We start from the raw sequence: 15,849 nt of genomic DNA, 5'->3' as shown, positions 1-15,849 counted from the left end.
TAATAATCTTTATATTTCAACCATTTAATTAAAATATTCTAGTTCTTATGACATATTTTTTAATATACTTAATATACATTTCTTTAAACTTATTTAATTTTCACTCAAAACAATATTCCTACCAATTCTATTTTTCATTCTATAGTGAGTAATTACAGTAAATATTCCACTTCCAATTAGAATCAAATAGTACATAAATCCACCATATAAAAATACTGCATATCCCATTAAAGGTTGAGGGAATACTGATTTGAATATAGTGAAAAACGCTAATTCATTAGCTCCTACATTCCCAGGTGTTGGTATTGGAGATATTGCCATATATAAAAATGCTTGCAGTGTCAATATATAGATATAACTATAACCTTGCAAATTAAATGCTTTATATATCCAAAAAGAAACACTAAAGTAAGCACTTAATTGAATAAAAGTCACTATTATAGTTGAAATTAATACTTTTTTATTCTTTGCAAAAAAATTTATTGCTTTACTATAATCATCTATAAAACTTTCTATGGATTCAATCTTATTATCTAAAAATTTTAAAAACTTGATTTTTGATAAATGCTTTATAGAAACTCTCATAATATATTTTATTTTTTGAGGATTTAAAATAACTAATATTATCATAATTAAGACAAATGAATTAATAGCTATCCCTAGAAACACTAAAGGCATAATCACTTTCATTTGTTTTTCTAACATATTAAAATTCATTAACACAAGTATTGTACAATAAAAAGTAACTACTATTTGGAAAATAATAGACTTATTAGTAACAACTGCACTTGCCTTACTAAGTGGCATTTTGCATTTTTTAAGTACATATATCTGTACTGGTTGGCTTCCTGAAGCAAAAGGAGTTATTAAATTATAATAAAATCCCATAATGGCTAGCTTAAAGCCAATAAATCTAATATTAACTTTGTGAGTGCTTTCTATAATTATCTTCATTACTACTCCTTCAAGCATTATGTGACACATAATTGCCAAAGCACCAATGAATAAAAACTTCTTATCTACCATAACCATAACATTTGATAGCATTTTAATATCCAATGTTTTAAACACTAGGTAAATTGTTACACCTATTAATAAAAATAAAAATGTATACTGTAGTAAACTCTTTCTAATATTCTTTAGTCTATCCATATAGAGATAACCGTCCTTTGCTCAAGATTTATACTAAATACTATATTATTAGTATACACCACAAATCTTAATATTTTATAACAAAATACCTTACAATTTTGTCATTTACAAAAAATATTAACCTATAAATTAAATTTTAATATATAGATTAATATTTTACAAACATTTTGTAGATATATATAATATTTGCACTAAGTAACACTTATATTTATTACACCCATTTATACCCTATCCCCCATACAGTTTCTATTGTATAAATATCATATTGTTTTAATTTGCTTCGTATATTTTTTACATGTTCTGTGATAGTACTTATATCACTTTCTCTATCAAAGCCATATACTGACTCATATATTCTCTCTTTTGAAAATACTTGTCCCTTATTTTTTGCTAAAAATTCACATATTAGATATTCACTTTTAGTAAAATTGATTTTTTTACCATCAATTGAAACTTCTTTACCTAAAAAGTTAAATTGAACATTTGAGATAGTTAATAAATTCTTTTTTTCTCTATTTTCTCTTCTTAAATGAGCAGTTATCCTAGCTCTTAATTCTCCTACACCAAAAGGTTTGGTTATATAATCATCTGCCCCTATACCAAGACCATACATAATATCACTTTCCATATTTTTGGCTGTCAAAAATAGTATTGGACAATCAACCTTATTTCTTATAGCTTTGCACACTTCAAATCCATCCATCTTAGGCATCATTACATCTAATATTATTAGATTAAAAGAATTAAAGTCTATATCTATAGCATTTTCTACATCACTAATTACCTTTACTTCATGTCCATCTCTTTTTAATATATTTTCAATCAACTTTAACATATCTAACTCATCATCTATTACTAGTATCTTAGACATACTAACGCCTCCATTTATATGTTTAATAACATTTTAATACTTATATTTAATAACTTTTTTCAAGTTTGTATGAATCATTATACTCTCATATTATAGCTTACACAATAATTGATATTTTACAAATAAAACATTTTAGATTCAAAACTTTATATTTCAAATACTCTATACTTATTTTACATATATTTATTTAATTGTAAAAATTTATTTGACAATTTATTATTGTAATATTTTAAAAATGTAATAAAATCAATAATAAGAAAACTTCTTATAAATATATCTTTAATTATTTAAATTGGATGAAAAAGTAACAAGAAGTAACTATAATGTTCCATTTGACTATGCTCGAGAAAAATTAAAAAAATTAGACCCTCATACAATTAGTAATTTAAGTAATATATCTTTTAACAGTGATTCAAATAAATTCACACTTAATTTCTTTGATAGACAATATATTATAGACTATCCAAGTGGAGAAGTTTGGAATGATGATGGTAGTATCTGCAAAAACTTTGAACTTAAAATTTTAATAATTAGATACTTAATCAATGCTAATGGTGTACCTAGAACTAATAAATATGTGACTTTTAAAGAAATACCAGGAGGCAATGTTTACTATCCAAATTTTTTAAACAGAACTCTGTCTAGACTTTCAGAGGTTTTTACATCTCAAATAAACAGGTATAAGTTGGTTATGGAAAATATGGGAGCTGAAAAAGTAGATATGGGAGATTTAGCCTATAGGTTTACATATATGGGTAATACATCTATGATATTTATATTTTGGTTTGGAGATGACGAATTCCCTCCAAATTCAAATATATTATTTGATTCTAATATAATTTATTACTTCAATGCAGAAGATTTAGCAGTTGTTCCTGATACAGCTATAGATGCAATTTTAAATAAAATAAATCAATTATAAATATAAATAATATTATAATAAAGTTTTTGATAGATTTAATAGAATATAATATGAAATGGAGTAAAAAATGAATGTAGAAAATAAATATTTATCAGATATTGAAATAATATTATCACACAGGTATGATAATGGTGCAGACTATTGGACTACACCTGATAAGCGTTTAATAAAAGGTTCTCCTTTCTCTACTCTTGATAGTGTACTTTATCTATTAGAGTTAGGTGTGAACCCTGATGATACTTTACTTAAAGAATGTGCTGACTTGATATTTAGCACATGGCGAGAAGATGGACGTTTCAAACTATATCCAAATGGAGGTATTTACCCTTGTCATACTGCAAATGCTGCTAACGTACTCTGTCATATGGGATATGCATCTGACATTAGAATGCAAAAAACGTTTCAACATTTTTTAGATACACAGTATGCTGATGGTGGGTGGCGTTGCAATAAATTTAGTTTTGGTCGAGGTCCAGAAACTGAATACTCAAATCCACTACCAACTCTTAATATATTAAATGCATTCCGTTTTAGTAATTATCTAAATAAAGAATCAAAACTTGACAAAGCTGTAGATTTTCTACTTGACCATTGGACTATTAAAAAACCAATCGGCCCTTGTCACTATGGAATTGGAACATTATTTATGCAAGTTGAATATCCTTTCCGTAATTATAACCTATTCCTTTATGTCTACGTTTTATCATTTTATAATCGTGCAAAAAAGGATAAGAGGTTTTTAGAAGCATTGAAGATACTTGAATCTAAAATGATAGGTAATAAAATTGTCGTTGAACGTGTAGTTCCAAAACTATCTAAATTATCTTTTTGTAAAAAAGGCGAATCAAGTGAAATAGCCACAACACACTATTACGAAATATTAAAAAACCTAGAAAAATAATAGTTATATAGATAAAACATATTAAAAAATAGTGGCTTTAAATTTTTTAAAGTCACTATTTTTTTTAAATGATGTTCCTGAAAATATATTAAGTTAGTTATTCTAATCAATTTGAAGACTTTTGCTTCTCATTGCCTATCTCTAACATAATTTCATAGTTTAATTTACTTTTTCTTAAATCAACTCCAGATATACTTTTAATAGTTCCACAATCTAACATCTCATCAAATGCCTTCCTAGATAAACCTAGTTTCTCACGCAATAATCTTGACACCTTTAATTGAGATGGATACTTACTTACAATACGAACTTGTGTAAGGTCATTAATATCAATTTCTTGTCCTACTATTTTATATTCTGGAATACCAACCTCTGCTCCATTTCTATGTAAAAGTTCTACATTCATAGCATATTGATTAGCAAGATTATCATCATTCGTATGGAATTGTTCTAGTGTTTCTGGATTTAAGTTATTTGGATTGACACGAGAATATATGGTTGAATTCCATGTTGAGTCACAGTTTGAACACTTATATATTAGCCATATATCCAAATATTTATGTTGAGCATTAACTCTAAATAAACCTGAACAAATATATTCAGTCTTTTTTCCACATTTTTTACAATACCTAATTACTGGTAATTGGGAGGTATACTCCACCTCCCAAGTAATTTTTTGCATAAATACAATTTCCTTTCTATAAAGTTACTAAACTAATAGAAAGTTATGAAAAGGTGGAATATAATCAAGTATTTTCTTCAAAACAATACCTCCTAATTTTTGATAAATTTTAATTTCACACATATAAAAAATTATTGCTTTTTATATGTACTTTACAACTAGAATTATTATATGTTGTATAAGTTTTGAAATTATTTAAATTATAACATCCACCTAGAAGAAACTATACCTCAAACACTTTTCTCAAAAGAAAATGAGCCAGTATAATTATAAAACTATACTGACTCATTCTTAGCTATCTTTTTCTTTTTTCTTGTAATACAATTCTTTGAATACTTTTCAAAGATAAATAATACTTTTCGGATAAATATTGCAAATCGTATCCAACTTGATAGTCTTCATAAATCTTCATATTTCTAATTGCCAAATCTTCACGAGTAGAAGTATTACTTCCCCATTCTTTTTTGTTATTAGATTTTCTAGGAATATAGATGCATTCGCCATCTACATATTCCTGTATCAATTCAAGTAATTCTTCTGGTAATATATGTATTGCCTTTTTATAGCTCATTTTGCTCTCCTATTAAATAGTAATTTTTTATTAGGAATAGCAAAGGGCTATTTATATATTAAATTTTATAATTGCAATAGCCCTTGCTATGCAACTATAAAGATTAAATCAAACATAAAGTCTCAACCCTCCTTATATATCACAGCGATACATATAAGTCTATCAACAGTATAAATAATTGTCAATCGATGTAAATTATTTATCTAATTTTTAAATTATATTTATTTAATTTTCATATTATATTATATTTATTTTGGTAGCTAATATTTTTTCATTATAAATTATATTTAAAATTATTAATAAACATAAATCCATTATCTTGATGGTTTTATTACTGAACAAGGAACTCCAACTATACACTTTCCACAAATGTCACATCCACCTATATGAGCATATTTCTTTTCATTTATCATACACATTTCATAACACTTATTTCTATCAAATCCATCTTCTTTTAAAGCTCCTTTTACGCATTTACTAACACATTTTTTGCAACTATTATTATGTTTATACAAGCAGTATTCATTTTCTGGTCTTTTAGTTGGTTCCAATTCTAAGCTTGTGATTATGCTTCCTATTCTTCCACAACACCCTTTTTCTGTAATAAGCATATTATTTAAACCAAAAGTTCCAAGACCCGCTATGAATGCTACATGTCTTTGTGACCAATCACTAACCAATTTTTCACTATCAAAATTATATGACCCAGGAATAGAATATGAATTAAATCCTATCTTCTCTAGTTCTTCACATAAAAAACTATTTAAATTTGAAATCAATATATTAGTTTCTATGTACGCTCTTGCCCATATTTCAGAACATTCAAATCCTCCAATATTGCTATTATTTATACTTTTATCAAAAGGTATAAAATATGTAATTATAGTTTTACCATCTTTCAAAAAATCTTTTGGCAAGGCATGAGATGTTCCTACAGCTCCTTTTAACTTCTGAAACATATCATCTTCGGCATATGCATAAGCAAATAAAAGTTCTTGCCACTTTGTAGTTATATTATTTGATTTATGATAATCCTTTACAAAACTATTCATTAATTCTTCAATCTTATTTTTCATAATATTCCCCCTAGACAATTCTCTATTTCCAATTTTATATTATTATTTTATATTATATAATAGTACTCTAAATTATGCTTAGCAATTATATTAAAATTATACTTAGCAATTAATATTAAAAAGCTTCTAATATCAACAAGATACTAGAAGCCTCTTTTAATTATCTAATCTAGTTAATCGAAATTCCTGCACTTGCATATCCTGCTACAGTATTAACTAATGAAAGACCTGAAGCTGTTGCAGTAAATACTAGCAATAAACGAGTTTGTGCTGCTACTGATATATTTAATCCTGTTAAAACTCCACTAGAAATTGAGCCTACTGATAATATACCTGTAAGTGGTGGAGTTAGTGTAACTGTTGCTCCTGGTACAGCTGTAAATGTGTTATCTGGTGCAGTTGATTCATAAAGTGTTGCTGTAATTGTAATTGTTGAGCCAACAAGTGAAAGTGCTGCTGTTGTACTAAAATATGCTGAAATAGATGTTATTGTTCCAGCTCTTGGCATTGAAAATGCAAAGTTAGTTAGTGTTCCTGCTGGGTTTGTAAGGTCTATTGTTCCTCCAGCTATACTTACCCCTGGAGCTGAATTACCAAAACCAACAAATCCTGGTGTTCCTATTAATCCACCAGCTATAGTTGTAAGTGATAGAGGTATACCTGATGCAAAAGGTATTATTGCACCAGCTCCTGCTATTCCAGTTGCTCCTGTTGGACCTGTTACTCCTGTTACGCCTGTTGCTCCTGTTGGACCTACTAATCCATCTGCTCCTGTTGGGCCTGTTGCCCCTGTTGGACCTACTAATCCATCTGCTCCTGTTGGGCCTGTTGCCCCTGTTGCCCCTGTTGGACCTGCTACTCCTGCTACTCCTGTTGCTCCTGTTGCCCCTGTTGGACCTACTAATCCATCTGCTCCTGTTGGGCCTGTTGCCCCTGTTGGACCTGTTGCTCCATCTGCTCCTGTATTTCCTGTTGCTCCTGTTGCCCCTGTTGGACCTGCTACTCCATCTGCTCCTGTATTTCCTGTTGCTCCTGTTGGACCTACTAATCCATCTGCTCCTGTTGGACCTGTTGCCCCTGTTGGACCTACTAATCCATCTGCTCCTGTTGGGCCTGTTGCTCCTGTTGCCCCTGTCGTTCCTGTTGCTCCGTCTGCCCCTGTTGCCCCTGTTGCTCCTGTTGGACCTATTAGCCCTGCTGCTCCTGTTACCCCTGTTGGACCTGTTGGACCTATTGCTCCAGGTGCTCCTGTTGCTCCTGTTGGACCTATTAATCCTGTCGCTCCTGTTATTCCTACTCCTGTTGCTCCTGTTGGACCTGTTGGACCTGTTATTCCTATTCCTGTTGCTCCTGTTGCCCCTGTTGGACCTGTTACTCCATCTGCTCCTGTTGCTCCTGTTGCTCCTGTTGGGCCTGTTACCCCTGTTGTTCCATCTGCTCCTGTTGCTCCTGTTGCCCCTGTTGGACCTGTTATTCCTATTCCTGTTGCTCCTGCTGGACCTGTTGGACCTGTTGCTCCAGGTGTTCCTGTTGCTCCTGTTGGGCCTATTAATCCTGTTGCTCCTGTTACTCCTACTCCTGTCGCCCCTGTTGGACCTGTTGGACCTGTCACTCCAAATCCTATCGCCCCTGTCGCTCCTGTTGGACCTGTTACTCCATTTGCTCCTGTTACTCCTGTTGCCCCTGTTGGACCTGTTACTCCATCTGCTCCTGTTGGGCCTGTTGCTCCTGTTATTCCTGTTGGACCTGTTACTCCAAATCCTGTTGCTCCTGTTGCTCCTGTTGGACCTACTGACCCTGTTGCTCCTGTTGGACCTATTAATCCTGTTGTCCCTGTATTTCCTGTTGGGCCAGTCGGACCTGTTGGTCCTGTTGGGCCTGTTGATCCTGTTGACCCTACACCTGGCCCTGTTGGACCAGTCGGACCCGTTGGGCCTGTTCTACCTCTTGGACCCATTGGTCCTGTTGGCCCTACACATGATGATGGATAACCATGATGACAATCACAGCTATTACAACTATCGCAACCACTGTTGCAATCATCATATTTGTCATAGCCATTATCATAATTATTATCATCAAATGGACCAAAATATTTATTTCTACTCATTATTAAAAGCACCTCCTGATATATTTGAGCTTTTAAGCTCTATATATAATATGTCAAAATTAGTATTATTGTGATTTATCAGTTATTTTTAAATTTACTAAAATAATTTTCATTGTATAAAATAGAACTATCTTTAGGCTTGATTTCTTTTGCTTTTTCATGACAGTAAATAGCTTTATCTATTTCTCCCAATCTGTCATAACAAACACTCAATTGTATATATGGTATATATCCATAACAATCATTTGACTTAAATCCTCCATTAGTATCATTTTTATCTCTTGTTAATGCTACCTTATACCAAAAAATGGCTTCTTTATATTTTTGTCTATCAAACATATGCTTCCCTATATCACAACAAATTTCTGCTCTTGGTTCATCAAATTCGAAACTTCTAAACAAAGAATATAAGGCACTCTTTTCATCATTAATTAAGTAATAACATGTGGCTAAATCTCTGCAAGCACTGATACAATCCTCAATCCATCCTCTCGCTGAATCTAAAAACTTAGTAAAACCTTCTATTGCTTCTTTATACTTCGCATTATAGTACAACTCTCTTGAATAATAAAATTGATGCCTTGGCTCCAATACTCTACCTTCCGAAATCATTTTTTCAAAAATCCTAAGATTTCTTAGGGGGTCCTGTCTATGGAGTTTTTTATGAGATATTGCAATGTCTGAATAAAATATTTCTCCAACGAGAGGTATTACCTCATGGATAGGGTCAACCCATTTATGATTAGAACTTCTTTTAAACAATCGTTCTCTATAATATGAGAGAGTTGGTTTGCCATTTTCATCAAAGGATACATTGTATTTTGCCATAACAATATCAATGGAAGTATCCAAAGTTTCTTTAATTTTCAATAATTTTTCTCTATCATCTTCTAAAATTATGTCATCTGCATCAAGCCACATTATATAGTCTTTAGAAGCTTTAGAAAATGAAAAATTTCTTGCAGCAGAGAAATCATCTATCCATTCGAAATCGTACACCATGTCTGTATATTTTGAGACTATTTCTTTTGTGGAATCTGTAGAACCAGTATCTACAACTATAATTTCGTCTACTATATCCTTTACACATTCTAAGCATCTGCCTATAACTTCTTCCTCATTTTTGACAATCATGCACAAACTTATTGTAATCATAATGTACAACTCCTTTGTCTTTTATATATTGCAGACATAAGTAATATATGGTACTTTCTCTTGTTTTGTTATTGAAATCTTGAAAATTTTTAACGACAAAAAATTAGTATATAACTTTGTTTATCATGTATTTCTATAGTTCATTTTTATTGAATTCAAAATTTTAATTCTTTGATTTAATTGATGTGAATTTTTTAGCTACCATAGGGTCAAATAGATTTGAAATAAATAAAATAACCATGTTTATTTAAACATGATTATTTTAACAATATTTATAAATTATAAATTAATCCTCTAAAATAACAACTTACTCGCTCTTATTCATTATATAATCGATTAATCCATATTCTTTAGCTTCCAGTGCAGTCATAAAATTATCTCTATCTATTCTAATATCTTCTATTGATTTTCCTGTATTCTCAGAAAGAATTCTATCTAATTTTTCTTTTGTTTTCAATATATTATCTACTGCTATTTTTACATCTGTTGCTTGACCTTTAGCTCCACCCATAGGCTGATGTATCATAATTTCTGCATTAGGTAAAACATATCTTTTTCCTTTTGTACCTCCTGCAAGTAAAAAAGCGCTCATACTTGCAGCCATGCCAATACAAATAGTTGATACGTCACATCTGACGTATTTCATAGTATCGTATATAGCAAATCCTGCTGTGACAGCTCCTCCTGGGCTATTTATATATATAATTATATCTGAATCTGGGTCTTCTGATTCTAAAAACAGTAATTGAGCTACTACTAAACTTGCAATAGTATCATTAATTTCTTCTCCTATAAAAATAATTCTATCTTTTAATAGTCTTGAATATATATCATAAGACCTTTCACCTTGACCTGTCTGCTCAATCACATGTGGTACTAAACTCATGCTACTTTCACCTCACAATTAATATTAAAGTTGAGATAAGAATTGATTTCATCTCTTCTTCGTTCATAATTAATACTTGTATAAGAAATACACTCTATATTTTGAATTTGATGATTTGGATTTAAAACAAATCTTTGTTGAATAGGATAAAATTCATCTTTACTTCTATATACTTGTGGAGATTCTTTATATAAATTCCTAAATGCTAGTGTAAAAGATTGATGTGTAGAATATCCTGCTGTAATAGCTATGTCTATAATATATTTATCTGTAAATACAAGTTGTCTAGCTGCTTCAGTAAGTCTCCTCCTCTGTATGTATTGATGAATAGTAAATCCTACAATGTTTGTAAACATTCTATGTAAATGGTATTTTGAATAATTAGCAATATTAGCTATTTTATCTAAATTTAGATTTTCTGTAAGATTTTCTTCTATTAAAAATATTATAGAACAACATCCAGAATACAATCGTAAAGAAAAAATTAAGACAGAACCTGTTTCAAGTTATATAAAGTATTATAAAAAATTCAAGAAAACTTACCCTGTATTGTTTCAGTTGGAATCTATTCTATTAAAATCAAAAGGTATTCCAGATGTAGGTATAACAATTGAGTCAATGTTTTTAGCAGAATTGAAAAATCTTCTTCTAACAGCAGGTCATGACCTTGATAAAATAGAATTCCCTTTAAAAGTAGACTTAGCAAATGGAAGTGAACATTTTTATGGAATAGGAGGTAAAGAACAGATTCTTACAAAAGATGATTTATCTTTATCAGATAATATTGGTATATTATCTAGTATTCTCAATGGACCCGATAATCGAACAGCTATAACAAAAGATACTAAAAATATTATGTATTTTGTATATGGGTCTAAGAATATCAAAAAAACAAATTCAAGACCATTTAAATGATATAAAAGACTATATTTCAAGTGCTTTTCCAGATTTAAAAGTTAATTCAATTGATATATTTTAGTTAATATATCAAAATCTTCATACATAGTAAATATTTTGAACAAATAAATTAGTGAAGTATATATTCTAATTAAACTAGATATACTTCACTAAAATTAATTATATGTAGATATTATTCATTTTGAGTTTTGTTTACCTCCTATTGTTTTATTAGGCTAAGTTGATGATTTATTTAACCTATGCTATAATTTTATCACTATGGTACTATATTACAATAATGCACTTTTTTGTAATATAGTACCTAAAAAGATACTTTAAAATACATAAAGGAGCCCAAAAATGAAAAAATGTTTAGATAATTACAGTTGCCCAATAGAAGCAACACTTGCATTGATTGGTGGTAAATATAAGACACTTATACTTTGGCACCTTAAAGACACTATATTAAGGTTCAATGAATTAAAAAAATTAATTCCTAAAGCAACACCTAAGATGTTAACTCAACAATTACGTGAATTAGAAGCAGATGGTTTAATTATAAGAGTGGTTTATCCTGTTGTCCCTCCAAAAGTAGAATACTCACTATCCGATTTTGGAAAGAGTATTATTCCAATTTTAGATTCCATGTGTGACTGGGGTTCTGATTACTTAGAAAAGCTCTAAACCATTACAGTTTAAATCCCATGGCTAATTTAACTTCATCCATTTGTTCTTTAGATGTCAACATTTCTAAAAGCTTAAAAGCTACATATGGAGCTGTTTCTGGACAATATGAGGTTATAATATTTTTATCTACAACAATTGGTTCATTAACTACATTTACATCAAACTCACTTAACTGTCTTTGTCTTTTACCATTTTTCAAATGATATGTAGTAGCTTTACGATTTTTTAAAACACCACTTTTCCCAACTGGCAATGCTGCCACACAAATAGAAGCTATTATTTTTTCTTTTGAATTAAACTCCCTTATTAGATTTAAAAAAGATGCATCATATGCTTCATCATAAAATCCAAACTCTTCAAATCCTCCAGGAATAGCTAGAGCATCATAATCATCAACACATACTTCTTCTATAGTCTTATCAACTAATACTGGAATATTAAATGTGCTCATAACTTGCTTTTTAAATCCACAAGTCACTACATCAATATCATGTCCATAATCGTTACGAGCCCATCCCATAACATCTACAAATACACTAAATTCCATAGTTTCAAAACCTTTTGCTAAAAAAACTAAAATTTTCATATTCTATTTTCCTCCTAAAATATAATTAAAACAAGTATGGATTACATAATTAATATTTTACTATTCAATTATTTAAAAAATATCTTTGATTGTATTAAATTCTTCTTTAATTGTAGATAAAACAATAGTTGTATTAGCTTTCTGAATTCCCCCAATTTCTTTCAAAGTCACTGATATAAACTCTTCAAGATTACTTGTATCTTCTGCTAATACTTTTATTAAGTAATCATATTCTCCTGAAATATGATGACATTCTAATACAGTATCATATTCCAATATAGTTTTCTTGAATTCTTTCATACTTTTAGATAAATCAGTATTGATAAATATAAAAGCCAAAAGCTTATATTTTGTTTTTTCCCGATTAATTTGAATAGTGTACTTTTGAATTACATTTGATTGCTCAATTTTCCTTATACGCTCTGAGACTGCTGGTATTGATAAATTAATTTTTCTGCTTATTTCAGAGGTTGAAGCCCTACTATTCTTTTTTAGAGAATTAATTATTTTTAAATCTATCTCATCCAGAGCCACTCACCTCCTTAATTATTTAGTACAATTTTAGCCAATAATTTATATTAAGTAAATAATTTTAATTATTTCAATAAAATTTAATACAAATATATTATTTTTCCTTAAAATTTTAGGTTTATTTAATCAAAATACATATGACACTTAAAATTATTTAAGTTGAATTAATGTTTTTATTTTGTATAATATGTTACTTATTTTTGCGATAATAAAAGACACTCCATAATTTATGAAGTGTTTTTACTATATGTTTAATCGTTTAGTTATTATATCAGTTACTTTCATATTGTTATATTTTTATTTCTAATAATTATATATGTACCTTAGCATATCATTGAAAATTCAACAATATTATCCATCTACTTCTACATGTTGTAATATTTAATGAAGATAGTATACCTGTATCAAAATTATAAATCTCATAATCTTAATTTTCTTAATAGATTATAAAATTTTATTGGTGAAGAGTCTTCAAATAACTTTGTAATGATAGATTTACTAAATTAATAGGGTATGTAGTAAATATAACTTTCTTATTGACTATAACTAAGTATTATGATAACATAATTTAAGCTATAATTAATAAAACATATTTTAAATAAATAAGGTAATACACAAAGTACGAAAGTACAATTTAAATATAGATAAACTAGAATTAATACTAAGATTAGGATGTGAATAATTATGATTTATATAGAATTAGTTAAACTTGTTAGAAAACTTAACTCTACACAAATGTATACGATGAAGCGTTGTGTAGAGGTTAATCTGAAAGCTTAAAGCTTTCTATCTTCATCGGCAAATATAGGTTTAGTGTAGTTTTTTAGCTATGCTTATTTAAAATTGCCTATTTGTCTATAGATAATATAGATTTTCTGGTCATAGACAACAATGCTTGTCTATGACCTTTTGTTTTTCCAAAAGCAGAGGTCGGCATTTTATAATGCCATTCCTCTGCTTTTTTTATTTTCATAAATTTTTAATAAAAGAAAAGGAGTTTGAATTATGAGTTTATTAAAAGTAACTAATTTATCACAATGTTTTATGGATAAATCACTGTATGAGAAAGCTAACTTTGATTTATTCAAAGGTGAACATATAGGCGTAGTTGGTCAAAATGGAGCAGGCAAAAGTACCTTAATTAAAATTTTATTGGGAGAAGTCGTTCCAGATTCAGGAGAAATCAAGTGGCAACCTAATATCAATATAGGCCATTTAGACCAATATGCAGAAATCAATAGAGATACAACAATATCACTCTATTTACACACTGCATTTGAAGACCTTTATAAAATAGAAAAGGAGATGAATTTACTATATCAAGAAAGTGCTGTATCTGGAGATGAGCAACAACTAATTAAAGCATCAGATTATCAAGAGCAACTACTAGCAAACAATTTCTATTCTATAGATAATGAAGTAAACAAAATAGCAACTGGTCTTGGATTAGATTCAATAGGAATGAATCGCGTTGTTGGAAAACTTAGTGGTGGGCAAAGAGCAAAAGTAATTTTAGCAAAATTACTACTTTCTAACCATGAAGTTTTATTATTAGACGAACCAACAAACTTTTTAGATAAAGAACATGTTGAGTGGCTCTCAAACTATTTAAATACATTTGATGGAGCATTTATTGTAGTTTCCCATGATTTTGACTTTTTGGAGAAAATTTCTACAGGTATTCTTGATATAGAATTTGGTATGATTAAAAAGTATCATGGAAAATACTCAGAATTCCTTAAACAAAAGTCACATTTAAGAGAGGATTATATTAGAAGATATCAATCACAACAAAAGAAAATAGAAAAAGAAGAAGCATTTATACGTAAAAACAAAGCTGGAGTAAATTCAAAAATTGCAAGAGGAAGACAAAAACAACTGGATAAAATAGAAAGAATAGCTCCTCCTAGTTTTACAGGAAAACCAAATATAAAATTTTCAGAAATTGAAATATCTGCTCAAAATGCTCTTACAGTAACAAATCTTGAAGTTGGCTACTACTATTCTTTGCTTCCAAAATTAAATTTCTCTGTTGAGGGGGGGCAAAAAATAGTTATAACTGGTTTTAATGGAATTGGTAAATCTACTTTGTTAAAAACATTAGTCAAAGATATTCCTTGTATTTCTGGAGATTTCCAATTTTCTGAACAAGTGAAACTTGGTTATTATGAGCAGGATTTAAAGTGGGAAAATCCTACTAAAACACCACTTCAAATAGTAGCAGATAAATATCCAAAATTGAATACAAAAGAGATTAGACGACATCTAGCTAGATGTGGTGTAAAGGAAGAGCATGTTTCAAGGAGTGTATCTACGTTAAGTGGTGGTGAACAATCTAAGGTTAAATTATGTTGTATGATGTTATCTCCTTGTAATTTTTTGATTCTAGATGAGCCAACTAACCACTTTGACGCAGAAACAAAGGATGCTTTACAAAGTGCTTTGAAACAATTTAAAGGTAGTATAATTCTAGTTTCTCATGAAGAAAAATTTTATAAAGGTTGGATTGACAAAGTATATAATATAGAAAAACAACTAGTGTAAATTTATAATATGTGGTATTGTTTAACTAGTATTTCAATGATAGTTTCAATGTTCTAGTTAATGTTTCATTTCAAGTAAACTAGAAAAATAAATATCTATTAGAGCATAAATCATATTACTAGGATAAAAATTTAAAGAGGCTGTCTCAAAATTGGATATGTCCCTGTCAAGTAGACAGACTTAAAAAAGGCTATCTTTACTCGGAATGAGTTCGATATTCAATCGGACTCATTCCGTTTTTTAATTGTATTCTTTCATTATTATAAAAATAAATATAA

18 protein-coding genes are annotated in these 15,849 nt (G+C 29.4%); 5 read left to right on the top strand and 13 right to left on the bottom strand.

What is annotated here, in order from left to right; all coding sequences use genetic code 11:
• Positions 1-93: 93 nt before the first annotated feature.
• Both KGF42_RS06950 and cprR read right to left on the bottom strand, forming a co-directional pair.
• Positions 94-1,152 carry a lysylphosphatidylglycerol synthase transmembrane domain-containing protein gene (locus tag KGF42_RS06950; RefSeq protein ID WP_054275224.1) on the bottom strand — a complete coding sequence of 353 codons (1,059 nt, stop codon included), beginning with the start codon at positions 1,150-1,152 and terminating at the stop codon, positions 94-96.
• Positions 1,153-1,363: 211 nt separating this feature from the next.
• Positions 1,364-2,023, bottom strand: coding sequence for a two-component system response regulator CprR (cprR, locus tag KGF42_RS06945; RefSeq protein ID WP_227822285.1), 660 nt, complete (start codon positions 2,021-2,023; stop codon positions 1,364-1,366).
• A 292-nt stretch (positions 2,024-2,315) separates the two neighbouring features.
• On the opposite strand from cprR, the gene KGF42_RS06940 reads away from it, so the two are divergent.
• Entirely contained in the window at positions 2,316-2,945 is a 630-nt protein-coding gene (locus KGF42_RS06940; protein WP_227822284.1) for a DUF3786 domain-containing protein, read from the top strand.
• A gap of 67 nt (positions 2,946-3,012) precedes the next feature.
• Complete coding sequence (locus KGF42_RS06935) at positions 3,013-3,846, top strand: prenyltransferase (protein WP_038809763.1); 834 nt, start codon at positions 3,013-3,015, stop codon at positions 3,844-3,846.
• A gap of 106 nt (positions 3,847-3,952) precedes the next feature.
• Here the strand turns inward: KGF42_RS06935 and KGF42_RS06930 are convergent, their stop codons facing one another.
• From KGF42_RS06930 to KGF42_RS06900, 7 genes are all read right to left on the bottom strand, one after another.
• Positions 3,953-4,528 (bottom strand): DUF1062 domain-containing protein, encoded by a 576-nt coding sequence (locus tag KGF42_RS06930; protein WP_227822283.1) that lies wholly within the window; start codon positions 4,526-4,528, stop codon positions 3,953-3,955.
• A 295-nt stretch (positions 4,529-4,823) separates the two neighbouring features.
• Entirely contained in the window at positions 4,824-5,099 is a 276-nt protein-coding gene (locus KGF42_RS06925) for a CD3324 family protein (protein WP_227822282.1), read from the bottom strand.
• 314 nt (positions 5,100-5,413) lie between these two features.
• Complete coding sequence (locus KGF42_RS06920; RefSeq protein ID WP_227826021.1) at positions 5,414-6,175, bottom strand: epoxyqueuosine reductase; 762 nt, start codon at positions 6,173-6,175, stop codon at positions 5,414-5,416.
• Between the two features lie 169 nt (positions 6,176-6,344).
• Positions 6,345-8,297, bottom strand: coding sequence for an exosporium glycoprotein BclB-related protein (locus KGF42_RS06915; protein ID WP_227826020.1), 1,953 nt, complete (start codon positions 8,295-8,297; stop codon positions 6,345-6,347).
• Positions 8,298-8,363: 66 nt separating this feature from the next.
• Entirely contained in the window at positions 8,364-9,440 is a 1,077-nt protein-coding gene (locus KGF42_RS06910; RefSeq protein WP_227826019.1) for a glycosyltransferase, read from the bottom strand.
• 307 nt (positions 9,441-9,747) lie between these two features.
• Positions 9,748-10,326 (bottom strand): ATP-dependent Clp protease proteolytic subunit, encoded by a 579-nt coding sequence (locus KGF42_RS06905; protein ID WP_227826018.1) that lies wholly within the window; start codon positions 10,324-10,326, stop codon positions 9,748-9,750.
• Positions 10,323-10,796, bottom strand: a complete 474-nt coding sequence (locus KGF42_RS06900; protein WP_227826017.1) for a helix-turn-helix domain-containing protein — start codon at positions 10,794-10,796, stop codon at positions 10,323-10,325. Before KGF42_RS06900 ends, KGF42_RS06905 begins: the two co-directional genes overlap by 4 nt.
• 88 nt (positions 10,797-10,884) lie before the next feature.
• On the opposite strand from KGF42_RS06900, the gene KGF42_RS06895 reads away from it, so the two are divergent.
• Entirely contained in the window at positions 10,885-11,241 is a 357-nt protein-coding gene (locus KGF42_RS06895; protein WP_227826016.1) for a phenylalanine--tRNA ligase beta subunit-related protein, read from the top strand.
• 342 nt (positions 11,242-11,583) lie between these two features.
• Entirely contained in the window at positions 11,584-11,907 is a 324-nt protein-coding gene (locus KGF42_RS06890) for a winged helix-turn-helix transcriptional regulator (RefSeq protein WP_054275236.1), read from the top strand.
• Between the two features lie 4 nt (positions 11,908-11,911).
• Here KGF42_RS06890 and KGF42_RS06885 read toward each other — a convergent pair whose 3' ends face one another.
• The 3 genes from KGF42_RS06885 to KGF42_RS19815 all read right to left on the bottom strand — a co-directional run bounded on the left by KGF42_RS06885 (position 11,912) and on the right by KGF42_RS19815 (position 14,000).
• Positions 11,912-12,496, bottom strand: coding sequence for a DJ-1/PfpI family protein (locus tag KGF42_RS06885; protein WP_227826015.1), 585 nt, complete (start codon positions 12,494-12,496; stop codon positions 11,912-11,914).
• A gap of 72 nt (positions 12,497-12,568) precedes the next feature.
• Positions 12,569-13,030 (bottom strand): Lrp/AsnC family transcriptional regulator, encoded by a 462-nt coding sequence (locus KGF42_RS06880; protein WP_413926998.1) that lies wholly within the window; start codon positions 13,028-13,030, stop codon positions 12,569-12,571.
• Between the two features lie 844 nt (positions 13,031-13,874).
• Positions 13,875-14,000: a hypothetical protein gene (locus KGF42_RS19815; protein WP_255650934.1), complete on the bottom strand. Its 126-nt coding sequence runs from the start codon at positions 13,998-14,000 to the stop codon at positions 13,875-13,877.
• Between the two features lie 32 nt (positions 14,001-14,032).
• Here KGF42_RS19815 and KGF42_RS06875 point away from each other — a divergent pair, with 32 nt between their 5' ends.
• Entirely contained in the window at positions 14,033-15,571 is a 1,539-nt protein-coding gene (locus tag KGF42_RS06875) for an ABC-F family ATP-binding cassette domain-containing protein (RefSeq protein WP_227826014.1), read from the top strand.
• A gap of 196 nt (positions 15,572-15,767) precedes the next feature.
• On the opposite strand, the gene KGF42_RS20440 is transcribed toward KGF42_RS06875, so the two are convergent.
• Positions 15,768-15,845, bottom strand: coding sequence for an IS3 family transposase (locus KGF42_RS20440; RefSeq protein WP_227826039.1), 78 nt, complete (start codon positions 15,843-15,845; stop codon positions 15,768-15,770).
• Positions 15,846-15,849 lie beyond the last annotated feature (4 nt).

The organism is Clostridioides sp. ZZV15-6383 (assembly GCF_020657735.1).
GTDB lineage: Bacteria > Bacillota > Clostridia > Peptostreptococcales > Peptostreptococcaceae > Clostridioides > Clostridioides difficile_D.
Note: the sequence above shows the minus strand (reverse complement) of the source record. Positions and strands in the feature narration are given on the sequence as shown.

Coding starts and splice junctions, on each gene's coding strand:
- KGF42_RS06950 (WP_054275224.1), bottom strand. CDS start 1,152: ATGGATAGACTAAAGAATATTAGAAAGAGTTTACTACAGTATACATTT.
- cprR (WP_227822285.1), bottom strand. CDS start 2,023: ATGTCTAAGATACTAGTAATAGATGATGAGTTAGATATGTTAAAGTTG.
- KGF42_RS06935 (WP_038809763.1), top strand. CDS start 3,013: ATGAATGTAGAAAATAAATATTTATCAGATATTGAAATAATATTATCA.
- KGF42_RS06930 (WP_227822283.1), bottom strand. CDS start 4,528: ATGCAAAAAATTACTTGGGAGGTGGAGTATACCTCCCAATTACCAGTA.
- KGF42_RS06925 (WP_227822282.1), bottom strand. CDS start 5,099: ATGAGCTATAAAAAGGCAATACATATATTACCAGAAGAATTACTTGAA.
- KGF42_RS06920 (WP_227826021.1), bottom strand. CDS start 6,175: ATGAAAAATAAGATTGAAGAATTAATGAATAGTTTTGTAAAGGATTAT.
- KGF42_RS06910 (WP_227826019.1), bottom strand. CDS start 9,440: ATGATTACAATAAGTTTGTGCATGATTGTCAAAAATGAGGAAGAAGTT.
- KGF42_RS06905 (WP_227826018.1), bottom strand. CDS start 10,326: ATGAGTTTAGTACCACATGTGATTGAGCAGACAGGTCAAGGTGAAAGG.
- KGF42_RS06890 (WP_054275236.1), top strand. CDS start 11,584: ATGAAAAAATGTTTAGATAATTACAGTTGCCCAATAGAAGCAACACTT.
- KGF42_RS06885 (WP_227826015.1), bottom strand. CDS start 12,496: ATGAAAATTTTAGTTTTTTTAGCAAAAGGTTTTGAAACTATGGAATTT.
- KGF42_RS19815 (WP_255650934.1), bottom strand. CDS start 14,000: ATGAAAATAAAAAAAGCAGAGGAATGGCATTATAAAATGCCGACCTCT.
- KGF42_RS06875 (WP_227826014.1), top strand. CDS start 14,033: ATGAGTTTATTAAAAGTAACTAATTTATCACAATGTTTTATGGATAAA.